The sequence below is a fragment of the Chitinophaga pollutisoli genome, assembly GCF_038396755.1.
Taxonomy (GTDB): domain Bacteria; phylum Bacteroidota; class Bacteroidia; order Chitinophagales; family Chitinophagaceae; genus Chitinophaga; species Chitinophaga pollutisoli.
In genome coordinates this window covers 2,907,636-2,925,719 of the sequence record NZ_CP149822.1, presented here as the reverse complement: position 1 = coordinate 2,925,719, position 18,084 = coordinate 2,907,636, and the positions used below count along the sequence as shown (strand labels likewise).

15 protein-coding genes are annotated in these 18,084 nt (G+C 55.2%); 8 read left to right on the top strand and 7 right to left on the bottom strand.

Annotated elements, in window-relative coordinates:
* The first annotated feature begins 99 nt into the window (after positions 1–99).
* The 3 genes from WJU16_RS12055 to WJU16_RS12045 all read left to right on the top strand — a co-directional run bounded on the left by WJU16_RS12055 (position 100) and on the right by WJU16_RS12045 (position 4,602).
* A complete protein-coding gene (locus tag WJU16_RS12055; RefSeq protein ID WP_341838556.1) occupies positions 100–1,767 on the top strand; it encodes a lamin tail domain-containing protein in 1,668 nt (555 codons plus the stop codon).
* Between the two features lie 89 nt (positions 1,768–1,856).
* Positions 1,857–2,498, top strand: coding sequence for a DUF5606 domain-containing protein (locus WJU16_RS12050; RefSeq protein WP_341838555.1), 642 nt, complete (start codon positions 1,857–1,859; stop codon positions 2,496–2,498).
* A gap of 379 nt (positions 2,499–2,877) precedes the next feature.
* Entirely contained in the window at positions 2,878–4,602 is a 1,725-nt protein-coding gene (locus WJU16_RS12045) for a M3 family oligoendopeptidase (protein ID WP_341838554.1), read from the top strand.
* A gap of 71 nt (positions 4,603–4,673) precedes the next feature.
* Here the strand turns inward: WJU16_RS12045 and WJU16_RS12040 are convergent, their stop codons facing one another.
* The 5 genes from WJU16_RS12040 to WJU16_RS12020 all read right to left on the bottom strand — a co-directional run bounded on the left by WJU16_RS12040 (position 4,674) and on the right by WJU16_RS12020 (position 8,357).
* A complete protein-coding gene (locus WJU16_RS12040; RefSeq protein ID WP_298717779.1) occupies positions 4,674–5,102 on the bottom strand; it encodes a Fur family transcriptional regulator in 429 nt (142 codons plus the stop codon).
* 11 nt (positions 5,103–5,113) lie between these two features.
* Positions 5,114–5,740: an SCO family protein gene (locus tag WJU16_RS12035; protein WP_341838553.1), complete on the bottom strand. Its 627-nt coding sequence runs from the start codon at positions 5,738–5,740 to the stop codon at positions 5,114–5,116.
* Between the two features lie 67 nt (positions 5,741–5,807).
* The gene (locus tag WJU16_RS12030) at positions 5,808–6,374 is read right to left on the bottom strand and encodes a hypothetical protein (RefSeq protein WP_341838552.1); all 567 of its coding nucleotides are present in this window, start codon (positions 6,372–6,374) and stop codon (positions 5,808–5,810) included.
* A complete protein-coding gene (locus WJU16_RS12025; protein WP_341838551.1) occupies positions 6,367–7,719 on the bottom strand; it encodes an FtsX-like permease family protein in 1,353 nt (450 codons plus the stop codon). The genes WJU16_RS12030 and WJU16_RS12025 overlap by 8 nt, the downstream gene beginning before the upstream one ends.
* On the bottom strand, positions 7,716–8,357 hold the full coding sequence (locus WJU16_RS12020; RefSeq protein WP_341838550.1) for an ATP-binding cassette domain-containing protein: 642 nt from the start codon (positions 8,355–8,357) through the stop codon (positions 7,716–7,718). The genes WJU16_RS12025 and WJU16_RS12020 overlap by 4 nt, the downstream gene beginning before the upstream one ends.
* Before the next feature lie 148 nt (positions 8,358–8,505).
* Here WJU16_RS12020 and WJU16_RS12015 point away from each other — a divergent pair, with 148 nt between their 5' ends.
* The 3 genes from WJU16_RS12015 to WJU16_RS12005 all read left to right on the top strand — a co-directional run bounded on the left by WJU16_RS12015 (position 8,506) and on the right by WJU16_RS12005 (position 11,791).
* Positions 8,506–8,922 carry a MerC domain-containing protein gene (locus WJU16_RS12015; protein ID WP_341838549.1) on the top strand — a complete coding sequence of 139 codons (417 nt, stop codon included), beginning with the start codon at positions 8,506–8,508 and terminating at the stop codon, positions 8,920–8,922.
* A gap of 53 nt (positions 8,923–8,975) precedes the next feature.
* Positions 8,976–9,362, top strand: coding sequence for a GTP-binding protein (locus tag WJU16_RS12010; protein ID WP_341838548.1), 387 nt, complete (start codon positions 8,976–8,978; stop codon positions 9,360–9,362).
* Between the two features lie 179 nt (positions 9,363–9,541).
* Positions 9,542–11,791, top strand: a complete 2,250-nt coding sequence (locus WJU16_RS12005; RefSeq protein WP_341838547.1) for a TonB-dependent receptor — start codon at positions 9,542–9,544, stop codon at positions 11,789–11,791.
* A 6-nt stretch (positions 11,792–11,797) separates the two neighbouring features.
* Here WJU16_RS12005 and WJU16_RS12000 read toward each other — a convergent pair whose 3' ends face one another.
* On the bottom strand, positions 11,798–12,454 hold the full coding sequence (locus WJU16_RS12000) for a hypothetical protein (RefSeq protein ID WP_341838546.1): 657 nt from the start codon (positions 12,452–12,454) through the stop codon (positions 11,798–11,800).
* A gap of 56 nt (positions 12,455–12,510) precedes the next feature.
* Entirely contained in the window at positions 12,511–13,074 is a 564-nt protein-coding gene (gene purN, locus WJU16_RS11995) for a phosphoribosylglycinamide formyltransferase (protein ID WP_341838545.1), read from the bottom strand.
* 523 nt (positions 13,075–13,597) lie between these two features.
* Between purN and WJU16_RS11990 the strand changes: the two genes are divergently transcribed.
* Both WJU16_RS11990 and WJU16_RS11985 read left to right on the top strand, forming a co-directional pair.
* Complete coding sequence (locus WJU16_RS11990; RefSeq protein ID WP_341838544.1) at positions 13,598–14,872, top strand: c-type cytochrome; 1,275 nt, start codon at positions 13,598–13,600, stop codon at positions 14,870–14,872.
* Positions 14,873–14,935: 63 nt separating this feature from the next.
* Positions 14,936–18,061 carry a TAT-variant-translocated molybdopterin oxidoreductase gene (locus tag WJU16_RS11985; protein WP_341838543.1) on the top strand — a complete coding sequence of 1,042 codons (3,126 nt, stop codon included), beginning with the start codon at positions 14,936–14,938 and terminating at the stop codon, positions 18,059–18,061.
* Positions 18,062–18,084: the final 23 nt, after the last annotated feature.

Sequence of the window (18,084 nt, the reverse complement as noted above, 5' to 3'; positions counted from 1 at the left end):
ATTTTGATTAGGTTTAAAAAACGAGACCCAAAATTAATATATCAAACGACAATTTCGATATATTCCCGCCAGATTGTTGACCCATTAAAAAGTAATCATATGCAAGTCATTGTTTGTGCCTGCGCGCTTTTGTATGCGCCCTGTGGTGATACGACGTATCCTTTGCCGCACGATGTCATTATCCACGAAATCATGACGGACCCCTCGCCGCCGGTTGCCCTGCCGGAATATGAGTTCATCGAGCTGAAGAACACGTCTTCCCGCACCATTGACCTCGCGGGATGGAAGGTGCGCGGCAACGGCGGTTCCGCCACGCTCCCCGCTTTTGCGCTGGCGCCCGGCGGATATGTGGTGGTGGCTCCCCGCAGAGGCGCCGCTTTCTTTCAACCGGTCGTTGACGCGGGCAGCTTCTTCGCGCTGCATAACGACGAAGACCTTCTCTTCCTGGAAGCCCCCTCCGGCCACGTGATCCACGCCGTAGCGGTGGAGATGCGCCGCTTTTCCGGGAGCTTCAAGTCAGCGGGCGGCTGGTCCCTCGAAATGATAGATCCCGCTTTCCCCTGCGCCGGTCCTGAAAACTGGGCCTTCTCCAACGACCCTTCCGGCGGAACGCCTGGCAAGCTCAATTCGGTGGCGGCTCCGTTGCAGGACCCACCGCTCCCCGTGCTCCTCCGCTGCACCTGGCAAGACAGCCTGCACGTCCGCCTGCATTTCTCCGGCCCGGTTTCCCCGTCAGCGGATGTTGCCGCGTTTGCGTCGGAGCGCCCCATCACCAACGCCCACCCCGAGCCGCCGTTATTTAATACCGTATTGCTCCGACTGGCGGAACCCCTGCCTGAAGGCGCCCTGTTCCAACTCAGGACGCTTGCCCTGGAAAGCTGCGACGGCCGCCCTCTGCCGCCCGGCGATTTCATCCCCGCGGGGCGCCCTTCCGGACCGGCGGGCATCGTGGTCAGCGAAATCCTTCCCGACCCGATCACGGGCACCGACGATTTCATCGAGATATATAATAACGGCGCCGCGCCCATCGATCTCCAGGCCCTCCGTTTTTCCACAAAAGCCGACGATAGCAGCTGGCGGTCGCTTTCCCCGGTGATCCGCCGCCCGTATCTGCTTTTCCCCGGCCAGTTCCTCGCCCTGAGCCCCGGCCCGGAAGCCCTCTGCCGCCAATACGCATGCCTCGGCGCAATGGAGTACGTTTCCCTGCCCGCCCTGTCCGCCGAATCCGGCCAGCTGGGCCTGTTTGCGCTGTCGGGCGCGTTGCTGGATGAAGTTACCTGGGACCGGAAGCGCCATTCCCCGGAGTTGTCGGTTACCAAAGGCGTTGCTTTCGAGCGGCTGGACATGGGCATTTCGGGGCTGGAACCGGGTAACTGGCATTCCGCCGCCTCCACCGCCGGCTTCGCGACGCCGGGATACGCGAACTCCCACCGGGTTGGCAGGGATGTTGCGGGGAAATGGTGCAGTGCGGAGCCGGCGGCTTTCAGCCCGGATAACAACGGCGTCGACGACCTACTCTGGATCAGCTGGGGATTTCCTGCGCCGGGGTTTCGGCTCGATATCCGGATATTTGACGCGGCCGGCCGGCAAGTCCGCCACCTGGCCGACCAGGTTTCCGCCGCGGATAAGGGCAAAATCAGCTGGAACGGGTTGGGAGACAGTGGGTTACCGCTTCCCCGCGGAACATATGCCCTCCGGATCGCCGCCTGGAACGCCGATGGGAAGCAGTTGGTGCGCAAACTGGCCGTGGTATTGCTCCGCGACTGATTGGCCGGACCTAAAAGCCCGGGTGAAAATTTGTCAGGGTTATTTCATCTGTTAATTTTTTATATTTGCCGCTCTTTAAAAATGAATTCATGCAGTACAGAGAAATTGTTGCAGTAACCGGATTAGGCGGTTTATTCCAATTGCTGGCCAGCAAACAGGATGGCGCTATTGTAAAATCGCTCGAGGATAAAAGCACCCGCTTCGTATCTTCCCGGATACATAATTTTACCCCCTTGGAAAGCATCGAAGTGTTTACCACGGGCGATAATGTTAACCTGTCGGCTGTATTCAAGGCTATGCAGGAAAACGCGGCTTCGTTCCCCCTGGTGGATGCGAAAGCTGATAACAATACGATCAAAGGTTATTTCAAAAGCGTATTCCCCGAGTTCGATGAGGACCGTGTGTATGTAAGCGATATGAAGAAGATGGTGAAATGGTTCTCCATCCTCGAGAAAAACGACCTCCTGAAATTCGACGAAGCCGCCGCAGAAGAAGGCGCCGAAGCAACCGCTGAAGCTCCCGCCGCAGAAGCCGCTCCTGCCGAAGAAGCGAAGCCCAAGAAGAAAGCGCCCGCCAAGAAAGCGGCTGCCGAAACCGAAGGCGCGGAAGCAGAAGAAAAACCCGCAGCGAAGAAGAAAGCGCCCGCTAAAAAAGCGGCTGCCGACGCTGAAGGTGCCGAAGGCGAAGAGAAAAAGCCCAAAGCTACCCGCAAGAAGAAAACCGAAGAATAAACGGTTTACACATATTTCGCAGCAAACCAGGCTCTTCCCGCAAGCGGCCTGGTTTGCTTTTTTTATACCCCTTCGTCCAGATATCAACCTGCTTAATACCAGGTAAACAGGACGATAGCTAATAGATAAGGCAGGCTATCCCTATGGTTCAGGCATACTTCAGCTACCCTTGAGTTACCCCTTTATAGGGAGTCTCAACGATGGCTGAACCGTATCTCAAGGGTATCTCAAGGGTATCTCAACCTATCTTAAAGCCTGTATCAGCATCACTTTCGTGACAGTCCGGGTAGGGCCTGGCCCCTGGTGACGCCCGTCCTTATGGCAGGTTTGCCCCGCTTAGCCCGTTTTTTGCTATTTTTCCGCAAAATAATTGTACATCATGCCCAATGCTCATATCACAGCGCCCCCCAGGCAATTTCTCCCGCAGGATTTTACGGTAACCACCTGGGACGCGCTGCAGCCATATTTCGAAACCCTCCAGCAACGGCCCGTCAACAGCAAAGAAGAACTCTCCCAATGGCTGGCGGATATCTCCGAGCTGGAAGCCGTGATTAGTGAAGACGCCTGCTGGCGCCAGATCCGCATGACGCGCGACACCGCCAACAAGGAATACGAAGAAGCGTTTACCTACTTCTGCATGGAAATCCAGCCCAAACTGCAACCCTATGCAGACGCGCTCAATCGTAAACTGCTCGACAGCCCCTTCAGCGCCGACCTCGATCCCGCGCAGTATTTCCCCTACCTGCGCAACGTCCGCAAGCAGGTGAAGCTGTTCAACGAAAAGAATATTCCCATCCAGGCAGAACTCAGTGTTATGGCCCAGCAATACGGAGTTATCTCCGGCGCCATGACCATCGAAGTGAACGGACAGGAATTCACCCTGCAGCAAGCTGCCAAGTTCCTCGAAAATCCCGACCGCAAACTGCGCGAAGAAGTTTTCACCAAAACAGGGGAACGCCGCCTGCAGGACCGCGAAAAACTCGACGCGCTCTTCTCCTCGCTCGTTACCAAACGCCACGAAGTAGCGCAAAACGCAGGCTTCGCCAATTACCGCGATTATAAATTCGAAGAGCTCGGCCGTTTCGAATACACCAAGGAAGATTGCTTCCAGTTCCATCAGGCTATCCGCGAGCATATTTTGCCGCTGGTAGGCGGGGCGCTGGAACGCCAGCGGGCCAAACTGGGGCTGGACAAGCTCCGCCCCTGGGACGCGGACGCCGAACCAGAAGGCACCAAACCCCTCGAACCCTTTAAAGACGGGAACGAACTGATCAACAAATCCATCGCCTGCTTCAAAGAACTGCGCCCCTTCTTCGGCGAATGCCTGGAAGTGATGCGCGACATGCAGCGCCTCGACCTCGACAGCCGGAAGAACAAAGCTCCCGGCGGGTATAATTGCCCCCTCGCGGAAACCGGCGTCCCCTTCATTTTCATGAATGCGGCCGGGCAAATGAAGGACCTCACCACCATGGTGCACGAAGGCGGCCACGCCGTGCATTCCTTCCTCAGCCACAACCTCCCGCTCAGCGCTTTCAAGGAATATCCCATGGAGATCGCGGAAGTGGCAAGCATGAGCATGGAATTGTTCACGATGGACCACTGGCACCTCTTCTTCGACAATCCCGAAGAACTGCGCCGCGCCAAACTGCAGCAATTGGAACGCTCCATCGTCATCTTCCCCTGGATTGCAACAATCGATAAATTCCAGCACTGGATCTACGAAAATCCCGCGCACACGCCCGTAGAGCGCACCGCAGCCTGGACGCGCATCCTCGACGAATTCACGCCGGGAAACATAGACTGGACCGGATTCGAACATTTCCGCGCCAGCAACTGGCAGCGCCAATTGCATCTTTTCGAAGTACCTTTCTATTACATTGAATACGGCATTGCGCAGCTGGGCGCCATCGCCATGTGGAAACAATATCGCGAGCAACCCGAAACAGCGCTCGACAACTACATGAAAGCCCTCAGCCTGGGGTACACCAAAACCCTCCCAGAGCTATACGAAGCGGCCGGCATCCGGTTCGACTTCTCCCCGGCTTACGTGAAGGAACTGGCGGATTTCGTGCAACAGGAAATCGATCTGCTGACGAAAAAATAAACCCATTTGGGAAAAACGAAAAAGGGAGCGACCGTTTGGCCGCTCCCTTTTTTTATGCGTTGGAAGTTCCGTTATTGACAGGATTTGCAAACTCCGCTCACCACCACTTCCACGTTGTGCATGGCATAACCCTGCGGGAGGGCGATGGCGGGCACGTCCGTTTCGTCGAGGCATTGGGTGCTGCCGCATTCTTCGCAACGGAAATGAACGTGATGATCGTGATGCTCGTGCTCCCGGCAGTCCGATTTGCAGATGGCATAACGCACGCTGGTATCGGTGGTCGGGATTTTATGTACGATCCCCTTGTCGAGGAAAGTTTGCAGGGTACGGTAAATGGTAACCCGGTCAAAGCTTTTGCCGCTGAGCTTTTCGAAGTCGGCATGTTCGAGTGCGCCATTGCTTTTGAAAAAGAGCTCCAGGATCTTCACACGGGTGTCCGTAACGCTCAGATTGCTGGAACGTAACAAGTGCACGATGATTTCTTTTTGTTTTGCAGGCATTGTTTAAAAATTTACTCATGCATCAGCCGGTCGATGTCGGCTATCAGCTTATCAACGTCTTTCACTTTCGTGCCTTCATACAACCCGCGGATGCGGCCTTCGCCATCGACCAGCGCAAACCATTGCGTGTGGATGAAGTCGTCTTCCCCGGTAAAGGTACCATCGTCCACCAGGTAGCTTTCGCGGGCGAGCTTGTAGAGCTGCCGTTTGTCGCCGGTGAGAAAGTGCCAGTTCTTTGGATCCGCGCCATGCTTTTCAGCGTAAGCTTTCAGCACGGGGATGGAGTCGTAATCCGGGTCGGAAGTATGGGACAGGATGGCAAAATTCGGTTTGTCCTTATATGTTGCATATACTTTTTCCATGTTCTTGTTCATCACCGGGCAAATGTTGGTGCAGGTGGTGAAGAAGTATTCCGACACGTAGATCTTGCCTTTCACATGGTTTTGCGTGACACGGTTGCCGTCCTGGTCCGTAAAACTGAATCCCTGCACGGTGTGGCCCGGGGCCCCCAGAACGGGCAGTTTCTCTTTTCCTATCCAGTTACCCCGGCTTTCCTTGATCATGAACGCATAATAGGCCATGAAGCCTAAGCTCAACAGCACGAAAAACGAGGTATAAAATATTAATTTCTTGGACATAATGAATGATCTTCCTGGTCTGATACGCAAAGGTAGCACAGTTTCCCGAGACGGGCCCTGAGCCAGGTCATTTGCCGGTGATTTCAGCGTTATCAAGATTATAATACAATTCGTAGATATTTTTCTCGTTGAGCCTCAATACACCTTTTACTTTGATGTAGTCATCCGTTTCGAATTCCGGTTTCTTTCCCTTGAAACTTAATGCCATTACCGACTCCGGACCAGACCCGCCGCAGAAAAAGCAGGAGCTGTTGGGGTTGGCGCTGAGCACGTAGACGGAACCTTTCGGGTCTACCGGCACCATGTACCCGCTGATCTCCACGGTTTTACCGTTGAGGGCTTTGATGGTGCGGGAGAAGGAAGGGTACAGCATGGGCAGCTGCATCTTTTCGTCGTATTTACGGGTAAAGATGACGTCTGACAGTTGTTTCCAGGTCACTTTCTGCGGCGCTTCGTCGCGCATTGGTGCGTCTACGGTGGACATGGGCAGGTTTTCGGAATGGCTGCCGGCGGCAAAAGCTTTCTGCAGCCAGGGGGCGGCGGAAAGGTTATGGCGGCAAACCTGCGAAATGTCGGAACAGGAAACAAGGGCGAAGGCGGCGACGCCCAGTAAAATTTTCTCCACTTTAAGCATTGGCAAGCGTTTTAGCGATATTCAGCCGGAAGGCGCGTACGGCAGGCAGCAAAGCAGCCAGCATACAGGCTCCGACGATAGCTGCCGCGGTTATTCCATCGGCAGCGGTAAGCGGCATAGCGCCGGAAAAATTCAAATGATAGCCGGCAAACAGTTCCTGTTGCAGGAGCAGCAGGGCCACCCGGCTCAGCGCGATCCCCGTTGCCACGCCCAGCAGTCCCAGCAGGAAAGCTTCCGCGAAAACGAGGCCCAGCAATTTGCCCCGGGAACCGCCCATGGTCCGTATAAGGGCCAGTTCGTAGCGGCGCTCGTGCGTGCCCTGCACCAGCGTTACAAAGATACTGCATGCAGCCAGCCCGGCCAACAGCCAGCCCAGGGCGCGGAGCACTTTCGCCCCCGTTCCCAGCAAAGCCTGCAACCGGTTGATCTCGATAGCGGGCACCGCGGCCTGCATATTCGTGTATTCATTGATCATCCGCGGAAACTGCAATTGCCCCATGGGGCCGCGGAACTTGATCAGCACCGCCGTCACCTGCTGCTGCGGGTCATGCACGGGGTCCGCGGTTTCTCCCGCTTCTCCATGGTCATGGTCCTTCCCGTCACCGTGGTCATGATCGTGCGCTTCCCCTTCGGCGTGGGCGTGCGCCGTTTCCCTGCTCTTTGCGTCGTCATGATCATGATCGTGCGCTTCTCCTTCGGCATGGTCATGGTCGTGATCGTCCGCATCATGATGCGGCGCATGGATATCCCAAACGCTTTGCAGCGGCGTGAGCAGCAGCTGGTCGATCGCGAGCCCTGTGGCGGGAAGGATCCCGGTCACGGTATATTCCTCCCCTTCGTGGACATGACCCGTTTTACCCAGCCCATGCGTTCCCGCGAAGCGGCTGCCAACTTTCAGGCCGGCCTTGCGCGCAGCTTCCGCTCCTGCCACCACTTCCATGGATTTGATGAATACTTTGCCCTGCGCGGGCTTTGCGTTGTATTTATCAAGATAGGCGGTGGTAGTGCCGATAATGCGGAATCCGTGATACGAGTCCCCCAGCGAAATGGGCACCGCCGACTCCACCAGCGGATGCTGCATGAAACGGCTCGCTTCAGATAAGGGAATATTGCCGGTAGGATTGTCGAGGTGGTACACACTGCTGAGAATCAGTTGCAAGGGGCTTCCCTTGGCGCCCAGCACGAGGTCGATGCCGTCGATCTGCTGTTCGAGCTGCTGGCGCGCCTGCCGGTTGAGGGCCCACAGCACGAGGAGTACCGAAGTGCTGCACGCGAGCAGCAGCCAGCAGAGCACGGTGTAAAGCGGTTTGTGTAAAAGGTTGCGTATGGCGATGCGAAAGATCATGTCAGTTGAATGTGTTGTGGGTAAAGGGAAGTCAGCCGGTTATCGTGCGTAACGATGAGCAGGGCCGCGTTGTGCCGCGCCGCCTGTTCAGACAGCAGGCGGGCCACGGATTCGCAGTTATGGTCGTCGAGGCTGGCGGTGGGTTCGTCGGCCAGGATCACGTCGGGCGATTGCAGCACCGCCCGCGCGATGGAGGCCCGTTGCTGCTCGCCCTGGCTCAGGCGGGCAGGGAGCTTGTCCAGCAGATGGCCGATGCGGAGATCGCCGGCCACGGCTGCCAGGCGGGTACGGTCTACCGGTGCGCCCGTCAGCTGCAATGGCAAGGTAAGGTTGTCGGACACGGACAATGCGTCGATAAAATGCGACCGCTGGAAGATGATCCCGATGTGTTTGCCCCGGAAGATGTCCATTTTGCGGGTGCCCAGCGTGCTGAGCGGGGTGCCCGCCACTTGCACGCTGCCCTCGTTGGGGCGGATAAGCCCGGCGAGCAAATGGAGCAGGGTGGTTTTACCGGAACCCGAAGGCCCCGTGATCAGGAGGGTTTCGCCGGCACGGCAGGCCAGGTCGGGGAAACGGATCACCCGTCCGCCCGGGTAGGTATATGCCAGTGCATTCGTCTGGATCATCATGTCTGTCATCACTTTTGTTTTGGCAACAAGGTTGCAAAAGGTATGTTGAATTCGGCTAATATAGCGTTCCGCAGATACAAATTTCATTAATTTTTCGTTCAATTGCAACGTAGTTGCAAAATATCCCTTAGCTTTGTTGCCCACAAACCAACTGATTATGGCTTTCTCTCGACTATTCAACAAGATGAACCTGGACGCTATCGGTATTGGAGCCTCGCTGGCCTGCGCGGTGCACTGTGTGGCCCTCCCGCTCATTGCGGCGGTGCTGCCGCTGGCGGGTGCCGCCGTTCATTACGAGCCGCTCGAATATGTATTGCTCGGGGCCACGCCGGTGGTAGGATTGGCGGCTTTGTACCGGGGGTATCGCTACCAGCACCGCCGGATCCGCCCTTCTTTATTGTTCGTGATCGGGTTTGCCTTGTTAATAGCGGGCCACTTCTGGTTCCCGCATTCCCTGGAACTGACGGCCATCGCGCTGGGCGCGGGCTTGCTCGTGGCGGCGCATGTGGATAATATCCGTTTTTGCCGCAAATGCCAGGTGAAGGCCGAACCGGCCGCTGAAGTGCAGCACTAAGCAGGCCCGGGGCCGAATGTTACGCCAACCGAGTAACCATTAAACCTGACGATATGCCCGGCTCTTCTGTTTTTTCCCTGACGGCGGACCACCTCCGCCCGGTTCCCCGTAAACTACCGGTGACTGTTTTAAGCGGTTTCCTCGGCGCGGGTAAAACCACCCTGTTACAACACATTCTCCACAACCGCGAAGGTTTGCGCGTGGCGGTGATCGTCAACGATATGGCGGAAGTTAATATCGACGCGCGCCTGGTCCGCGATTCGGCGGCGCTCCACCAAACGGAGGAGAAGCTGGTGGAAATGTCGAACGGGTGCATTTGCTGCACGCTCCGGGAAGACCTCCTTGCCGAAGTGAAGCGCCTGGCCGGGGAGCGCCGCTTCGATTACCTGCTCATCGAATCCACCGGTATCTCCGAACCCTTGCCCGTGGCGCAGACTTAATAATGTTTAGGTAATTAGTTCCTGCAAAACCCCAATGCCGCCGCCCCGCTGTGTCCTCGATTAATTTCACGGGCGGCGGCTTCCTTTCTAAGCAGTATTATTTAGGTTAGCCTAAAAAATAATTTAGACAAATGTTAATTCTGTTTTTAAATTTGTCTCATTAAAATGACCTAACACGCATGTCTGGAATACTACGATCCATTTATACGATATTTTTTATTGTGGCGTCGCTGGCAGCCAGCGCCCAGGGCCGGTTGAAAGGAACCGTGACCGCCGGGGAAGCACCTGTCCCTTTCGCTACCGTCGGATTTAAAGATCTCAAAACCGGCGTGGTGACCGATGAAGCCGGTCAATTCATCATTCCGAATGTACCCGCCGGGAAACATGAGCTGATGGTGAGCGCAGTTGGCTATCTGACCGCTACCCAAAACGTTGCTATCAAATCTTCCGGCACCACTACCGTACTGATAAGGCTGGAACCTTCCGCTTCCAATCTCGGTGAAGTGGTGGTGAGCGGCACCCTGCGGCCGGTGACCAAAATGGAAAGCCCGGTGCCCGTGGAAGTCTATTCCCCCGTCTTTTTCCGTAAAAACCCCACGCCCAGCATTTTCGACGCGCTGCAGAACGTCAACGGCGTTCGTCCGCAGTTGAACTGCAACGTCTGCAACACGGGCGACATCCATATCAACGGGCTCGAAGGCCCGTACACCATGGTGATGATCGACGGAATGCCCATCGTGAGCGCCTTGTCGACCGTGTATGGCCTTTCCGGCATCCCCAACTCCCTCGTGGAGCGGGTGGAAGTAGTGAAAGGGCCGGCTTCCACGCTCTACGGTTCCGAAGCGGTGGCGGGCCTGATCAATATCATCACCAAATCGCCTGTGACTGCCCCGGTTTTTTCTGCAGACGTGATGGCGACTTCCTGGCAGGAATATAACGCGGACCTGGGCTGGCGCTTCAAAGCGGGGACGAGGGCGCAGTCGCTGCTGGGGGTGAATTATTACAATTACCAGGACCCCGCGGACCGTAACGGCGACGGTTTCACCGACGTAACCCAACAGCACCGGATCAGCGTATTTAATAAATGGTCGTTTAACCGGAAGAACGACCGCGTCGCTTCCCTGGCGGCGCGATATTTCTACGAAGACCGCTGGGGCGGGCAAACGCAATGGGAAAAGAAGTTCCGCGGGACAGACAGTGTTTACGGCGAAAGCATTTACACCAGTCGTGTGGAGGTGCTGGGGCAATACCAACTGCCGACCCGGCCGCATCTGATGTTGCAGGGCTCGTTCAATTACCATAACCAGAATTCGGTGTACGGCACCACCTGGTTCCTGGCGAAGCAGTCGATCGCCTTCGCGCAGCTGACGTATGACAAGGAAATCGGGAAGCATACGCTGCTGGCGGGGTTGCCGTTCCGGTATACTTTCTACGACGATAATACGGTGGTGACGGCAGAGAAGGATGTGAACAAGCCGCAGCGGACCTTTTTGCCGGGGATTTTCGTGCAGGACGAGATCAAGCTGGCCACGGCGCATAACCTTTTACTGGGGATGCGGTACGATTACAACTCCCTGCACGGCAATATATTCACGCCGCGGCTGGCGTACAAGTGGTCGCCCAACTATAAGAACGTGCTGCGGCTGAATGCGGGCACGGGGTACAGGGTGGTGTCGATTTTCACGGAAGACCATGCGGCGCTGAGCGGTGCGCGGGAGGTGGTGATTGAATCGGAGTTGAAGCCGGAGCGCAGCTGGAACGTCAATTTGAATTATACCAAGAAGATACCGTTGGGAAGCGCCTTTTTGGGGCTGGATGCGACAGCGTTCTATACGCACTTCTCGAACCGTATCATGCCGGATTATTCGCGGCCCGACTCCATATTGTACGACAATCTCGACGGGTATGCCGTATCGAAGGGTTTCAGCCTGAATGCCGATTTGGCGTTTGCCTTTCCCTTGAAAATCATGGCGGGGGCCACGATGATGGAGGTTTTCCAGAAGGAGAACGGGGTGCGGGCGCGGCCCATGCTGACAGAGCGGTTCACCGGTACCTGGTCGGTAAGCTATGCTTTCCGGCGGGCGGGGCTTACGGTGGATTATACCGGTAATATATATGGACCGATGTTGCTGCCGGTGCAGCCGAACGACCCGCGGCCCGATAAATCGCCGGTGTGGAGTATCCAGAACGTACAGTTAACGAAGAAGCTGGGGAAGGAATGGGAGATTTATGGCGGAGTGAAGAACATCCTGAATTTCCTGCCGCCGAAAAACAGCATCGCGCATGCGCATGACCCGTTCGACAAGCGGCCGGGTTTCAATGCGGACGGCTCGGTAGATCCTTACAACCTGACGTTCGATCCCACCTATGTGTTCGCGCCGAACCAGGGTATCCGCGGATTCCTGGGGCTGCGGTTTACGCGGCAGTAATTATTTTCAGAGCCCGAGCCCTACTTTGAGTCCGAGGTGGAGGCTGGGAAGGAACTTGGTGGCTTCGTCGGTGTGTTGCTCGATGGCGTCTGCCGGTCCTACCCGGAAGTTGTTGGCGGTGTACGTTTTGGCGCGGAACCCGACGCCCAGGTAGGGGTCGAGGATAAACCGGCCGCGGTGCATCTGCCTGCCGAGGAGGAACTGGAGGCCGTACACATTTTTATCTCCGGAATTTTCGTAGGTCGCGCCATTGAGCGTGACCTTTTCATTTGGGTAGAAGACTTTTTTGAAGAACAGGAGGGGTTCGAAGTAGGTGCCGCCGGCGCGGATGGCGGTGTTTTGGCGGACGAGGTACCATTTGAGGCCTGCTCTTACGCCGATGCCGCGGCCTTCCACGAATTGTTCGGTAGAGATGCCGGGATTTTCTTTACCGATGTTGATTCTTTTAAAGAATACGTAGTCGGGGTAATCGGTGTAGATGCCGGAGATGCCGATTTCGAGGCTGAGGGTTTCGGAAAGGTCCTGCTCGAGGTAGAGGTCGAGCTCGTTGATGATGGTGGTCGGATTGACTTTGATGTAGGTTTTTTTGCGGAATGGTTCTTCCTGCGCGAGGGCGGAATGTGCTGCTGTTGCGAGGAGAAGAATGGTAAAGATTCTTTTCATACGTCTTGCCGGGTTAGGTGTGGGGGCGGCGGGTGTAGGTCGCCCGCCTGCCGTAATCAGGTCAATAATCGTTCCACAATAACGGGGAACCATTGGTGTTCGAGAGCCTGCACCTTTTTTGCGAGGGTGTCCGGCGTATCGTCGGGGGTGATGGCGCATTTTTCCTGGAGGATGGTGGCGCCGTCATCGTATTTTTCGTTGACGAAGTGGATGGTAATGCCGCTTTCGGGGTCTTTGGCGGCGATGACGGCTTCGTGGACGAAGTGGCCGTACATGCCTTTGCCGCCGTATTTGGGCAGGAGGGCGGGGTGGATGTTAATGATTTTGTCGGGGAAGGCCTGGACGAGGTTGTCGGGCACTTTCCAGAGGAAACCGGCGAGGACGATGAGGTCGATGCGGAGGTCCTTCATCAGTTTAACATAATTATCTCCCCGGAAGAAGTTTTCTTTATCTATAATATAGGAGGGTATGTTTTCGTCGGCAGCGATTTTGAGGACGCCGGCGTCGGGTTTGTTGGAAACGATGGCGGCCACCTGGATGGTGGGGTTGCCTTTGAGGTGATCGATGATCTTTTTGGCGTTTGAGCCGGCGCCGGAGGCGAAAATGGCGATGTTTTTCACGCTTGTATATAAATTAAGGTGCAAAAATAGGCAGATAACCATTTCCGGTAACAGTAAATTTCCATAATTTTAAGGACAAGCCCGGGTCATGGGGTGAAAATGACGAGCTTCACACGGTGAGAATGCGCAAAATCATGGCCATACAACCTTCTTTATACGTATCTTGTTGTACGATGAGGCATTACTTTACCCGGTAAGGAACCAAAAAGCGAGGCACTATCCGATAGTCTGGTTGAAAACTCCATGCAAAAATAGTATTACAGTCAACAGCGTTTATCCTTCGTGAGGGAATATGATTTTTGTCAGGAATTGCGTTGGGCGTATAGCCGGCGAGGCGAGGTAAAACGGTTGAAACTAGCTACAGGAAATAATTTCGGCGGAAGGGTGTTTCGCGGATGTTATATAAAAACTGCTTTCAAAACAAGGACAATTTTTTTTCGATTGTTGGTAAATTGTCAACATTCTGTCTTATTTTTGCTGGCACTTTTAAGAAACCTTAGGTCAAATCTAAACTAAATAGGCTGTGTATCGTCGTGTTTCCATTCGTTTGCGTAAGCAATTTGTGAGTGTTCTTATCCTATGCGCAGGGTTGGTTAGTTCCATCTCCGTCGCGCAGGCAGCAGATCCTGGTGCAGGTAAGACGCTATTTCAGCAGAATTGTGCTTCATGTCACAATGTGCACAAAAAACTGACAGGTCCTGCGCTGGCAGGTGTTGAAGACAGATGGGCTGATAAGGCGCTGCTTCACAAGTGGATCCGCAACTCCGCTTCCGTAATTGCCTCCGGCGACAAGTATGCTGTTGACCTGTTCAACGCGTATAATAAACTGCCGATGACCGCTTTCCCCGCGCTGACTGATGCCGACATCGACAACATGCTGGCATACATCAAGCAGGAAGAGACTAAAGCCGCGACACCCAAGGCTGATGCCGGTGCCGCAGCAGGAGCGGCCGCAGGTAAAGATTCAGGTAACAACAGTCTGCTTTTCGGCATCATCACCCTGATCCTCGCGATCGTTGCGGTGATCCTCATGCAGATCAACAGCAACCTGAACAAGCTGGCTTCCGAGAAAGAAGGCCATGCCACCCAGGAGCCGGTTCCTTTCTACAAAAACAAAGTTTACATCGCCCTTTGCATTCTGGTGCTCTTTATCGTTGGCGGTTACTACACCATCCAGGGTGCTATCAACCTGGGCCGTCAGGATGGCTACATGCCGGAGCAACCGATCTTCTACTCCCACAAAGTGCACGCGGGCATCAATCAGATCAACTGTCTTTACTGCCACTCTTCCGCTGAAAAGAGCAAGCACGCCATGATCCCTTCGGAGAACGTGTGTATGAACTGCCACAAGGCTGTTACCGAGTATACCGGTCCGGACCTGTACACGGCTGAAGGCAAGAAAGTGAACGGTACCGCTGAGATCCAGAAACTGTTCGATCATGTAGGCTGGGATAAGGACGCCGGTCGTTACACCAAGCCGGGCCAGCCGATCGAATGGAAGAAAATCCACAGCCTGCCCGACCACGTTTACTTCAACCACTCCCAACACGTGAGCGCAGGCAAGGTACAGTGCCAGACCTGCCACGGCGATATCCAGGACATGGATGAGGTAAAACAGTTCGCCGACCTGTCTATGGGCTGGTGCGTAAACTGCCACCGTACCACGAAAGTGCAGTTTGCCGAGAATAACTACTACAGCATCTTCGAAAAGCTGCATAACGACGTGAAAGAAGGCAAAGTAGACAGCGTGACTGTAGAAATGCTGGGCGGCACCGAGTGTCAGAAATGCCACTACTAATCAACAGATCAGACAATCAGATCAGACAAATTTTTCAAATCGTAACGCGATATAAATAATCACATGGAGCAAAAAAAGTATTGGAAAGGCTTGGAGGAGTTGCACAATACCACTTCGCATCAGGAGACTGTGAAAAACGAATTCAGGGAAGATTTGCCCTTCGAAGAGAGTGAAAGTTTCCTGGGTGCATCCACCCCTCGCCGGGACTTCCTGAAATACCTCGGGTTCACCACTGCCGCGGCTACCATTGCGGCCAGCTGCGATATCCCGGTTAAAAAGGCTATCCCCTACGTAAACAAACCGGAAGACATTACCCCCGGTGTTCCCAACTATTATGCTTCCGCTTATACAGTAGACGGTGAGTACGTACCCCTGGTGGTGAAAACCCGTGAGGGCCGCCCTATCAAGGTAGAAGGCAACGAGATGTCGGCCATCACCAAAGGCTCCACCACTGCCCGCGTACAAGCTTCCGTTCTTTCTTTATATGACGTGGCCCGTCTCCGTTTCCCCGGTATCAACAACAAGAACAAGGAAACAGAACTGGCCAAGCGCATCCAGGAACTGCAATATGCCGAGCTGGACAAGCAGATCGCGGCCGCCATTTCCGGCAAATCCGTGGCACTGCTCACCTCGACCATCATCAGCCCCTCTACCAAAAAACTGATCGGCGAATTCCTGGCGAAATATCCCGGCAGCCGTCACGTAACATACGATGCCGTTTCTTACTCCGGTATGCTCCTCGCCAACGAGGCATCCTACGGTAAGCGCGCCATCCCCTCTTACCATTTCGAAAATGCGAAAGTAGTGGTGAGCCTCGGCGCCGACTTCCTCGGTACCTGGCTGAACCCTTCCGAATTCTCGGTGCAGTACGGTGAAGGTCGCAAGATCAACCCGAAGAACCCCGAGATGAGCAAGCACATCCATTTCGAGAGCATGATGAGCCTCACCGGCGCCAATGCCGACGAGCGCTTCACCCACCGCCCCTCTGAAGCAGGTGTGGTAGCCCAGGCCCTGCTGGCCGCTCTCGGCGGTGCAGTTTCCGCCCCGGCTATCGCTAACACCCGTTTGAAAGAAGGTATCGCGAAAGCCGCCAAAGCCATCCAGGCCAACCCCGGCAAATCGCTCGTGGTATCCGGCTCCAACGACGTGAACGTACAGATCCTGGTAAACGCCATCAACAACCTGGCGGGCTCCAACGGTTCTACCATCGACTGGGCTTCCACCGTTAACTACAAGCAAGGTATCGACGCCGACATGCAGCAGCTGGTATCCGATCTGAACGCAGGTTCAATCGGCGCCCTGATCGTTTACGGCGTGAACCCCGCATATGATTATTTCGACGCAGAGAAATTCAAAGCCGGTGTAGCGAAAGCTGGCGTATCGATCTCTTTCAACGACCGTTACGACGAAACCACCGAGCTCTGCAAATACATTCTGCCCGACCACCACTACCTCGAAAGCTGGGGTGATGCGGAACCGAAGAGCGGTTACTACGGCTTTATCCAGCCCACCATCGCCCCCCTGTTCAAAACCCGCGCCTTCCAGGACGCCCTGCTGACCTGGAGCGGCAACACCACCGCATGGGTAGACTACCTGAAGAACGAATGGATCACGCGCCTGGGTTCCCAGGCGGCCTGGGACAAAGCGCTCCAGGATGGTATCATCGAGCCCGCCACAGCTCCCGCTATCGGCGGTGCATCCTTCGCGGCCGACGTTGCCGCCGCTGCTTCGAAGATCGGCGCTCCCAAAGCTTCCGGCCTCGAACTGGTAGTATATGAGAAAGTGGCCATCGGTAACGGTAAGGAAGCCAATAACCCCTGGCTCCAGGAAATGCCCGACCCGATCACGCGCTCAACGTGGGACAACTACGCCTGCGTATCCAACAAGCTTGCCAAGACTTTCAATATGGAACTGGGCGACGATTACGAAATCAACGCCGAGAAAAAAGTACTGAAAATCACCGCCAAAGGCAAAACCGTTGAACTGCCCCTGCTGATCGTTCCCGGTATCCAGGAAGATACGATCGCCATCGCAGTAGGTTACGGCCGCGGCAAAAAAGAATTCATCGGCAAGGCTGCCGGCGAAGTAGGTGCAAACGCTTATCCGTTCGTATCCTTCAACGGCCAGACTTTCGACTACTTCGTTTCTGAAGCGAAAGCAGAAGCCACCGGCGCCAAATATGCTGTAGGTCTGACCCAGACGCACAACAGCTACGAAGGCCGTCCGATCATCAAAGAAACCACCCTCGAAGAGTTCATCAAGAACCCGAAAGAGGTAAACCACGACCGTCAGCACCTGTTCGAAGCCTATACCAAGGAAGGCAACATGAGCGGTGACTTCCGTAACGACGCTACCCTCTACACGGGCGGCACCAAGTTCGAATATCCCGGCATCAAGTGGGGCATGTCCATCGACCTGAACTCCTGCTTCGGTTGCGGCGCCTGCGTGGTGGCTTGTACGGCTGAAAACAACGTGTCTGTAGTAGGTAAAGAGCAAGTGGTACTGGCGCACGAAATGCACTGGCTGCGTATCGACCGCTACTTCGCCGGCGACGAGAACAACCCTGAGGTGGTGTTCCAGCCGATGCTCTGCCAGCACTGCGACAACGCGCCCTGCGAGAACGTTTGTCCGGTAGCCGCTACCAACCACTCTTCCGAAGGTATCAACCAGATGGCATACAACCGTTGCATCGGTACCCGTTACTGTGCCAACAACTGTCCGTATAAAGTTCGTCGCTTCAACTGGAGAGACTGGAACGGTGCCGACAGCTTCGAAGGCAACCTGCACGACACGGCGGATATGAACGACGCGCTGACACGTATGGTGCTGAACCCGGATGTTGTTGTTCGTTCCCGTGGTACGATGGAGAAATGCTCCTTCTGCGTGCAGCGCCTGCAGGATGCGAAACTCCATGCGAAGAAAGAAGGCCGCCCGATGCGTGACGGCGAAGCCAAAACGGCTTGTCAGCAGGCATGTTCTACCGGTGCTATCGTATTCGGTAACGTGAATGACAAGGACAGCCGCATCTCCAAGGTTCGTAACGAAGAGCAGACAGACCGCCTGTACTACGTACTCGAAGAAACGCATGTACTGCCCTCCATCAACTACCTGGCGAAGATCCGTAACAAGGATGCAGCCCCGGTAGCGGCAGGCCACGGTGCGAAAGCTGAAGAGAAAGCTCATCACTAATGATAGCGTTCCCGCCCGAAAGG

Excerpts from the sequence above, each read along its gene's own strand:
- WJU16_RS12000 (WP_341838546.1), bottom strand. The coding sequence starts at position 12,454 with ATGAAAAGAATCTTTACCATTCTTCTCCTCGCAACAGCAGCACATTCC.
- WJU16_RS12025 (WP_341838551.1), bottom strand. The coding sequence starts at position 7,719 with ATGATCTTTCGCATCGCCATACGCAACCTTTTACACAAACCGCTTTAC.
- WJU16_RS12045 (WP_341838554.1), top strand. The coding sequence starts at position 2,878 with ATGCCCAATGCTCATATCACAGCGCCCCCCAGGCAATTTCTCCCGCAG.
- WJU16_RS12030 (WP_341838552.1), bottom strand. The coding sequence starts at position 6,374 with ATGCTTAAAGTGGAGAAAATTTTACTGGGCGTCGCCGCCTTCGCCCTT.
- WJU16_RS11985 (WP_341838543.1), top strand. The coding sequence starts at position 14,936 with ATGGAGCAAAAAAAGTATTGGAAAGGCTTGGAGGAGTTGCACAATACC.
- WJU16_RS12035 (WP_341838553.1), bottom strand. The coding sequence starts at position 5,740 with ATGTCCAAGAAATTAATATTTTATACCTCGTTTTTCGTGCTGTTGAGC.
- WJU16_RS12050 (WP_341838555.1), top strand. The coding sequence starts at position 1,857 with ATGCAGTACAGAGAAATTGTTGCAGTAACCGGATTAGGCGGTTTATTC.
- WJU16_RS12015 (WP_341838549.1), top strand. The coding sequence starts at position 8,506 with ATGGCTTTCTCTCGACTATTCAACAAGATGAACCTGGACGCTATCGGT.
- WJU16_RS12055 (WP_341838556.1), top strand. The coding sequence starts at position 100 with ATGCAAGTCATTGTTTGTGCCTGCGCGCTTTTGTATGCGCCCTGTGGT.
- WJU16_RS12010 (WP_341838548.1), top strand. The coding sequence starts at position 8,976 with ATGCCCGGCTCTTCTGTTTTTTCCCTGACGGCGGACCACCTCCGCCCG.
- WJU16_RS12020 (WP_341838550.1), bottom strand. The coding sequence starts at position 8,357 with ATGACAGACATGATGATCCAGACGAATGCACTGGCATATACCTACCCG.
- WJU16_RS12040 (WP_298717779.1), bottom strand. The coding sequence starts at position 5,102 with ATGCCTGCAAAACAAAAAGAAATCATCGTGCACTTGTTACGTTCCAGC.
- WJU16_RS12005 (WP_341838547.1), top strand. The coding sequence starts at position 9,542 with ATGTCTGGAATACTACGATCCATTTATACGATATTTTTTATTGTGGCG.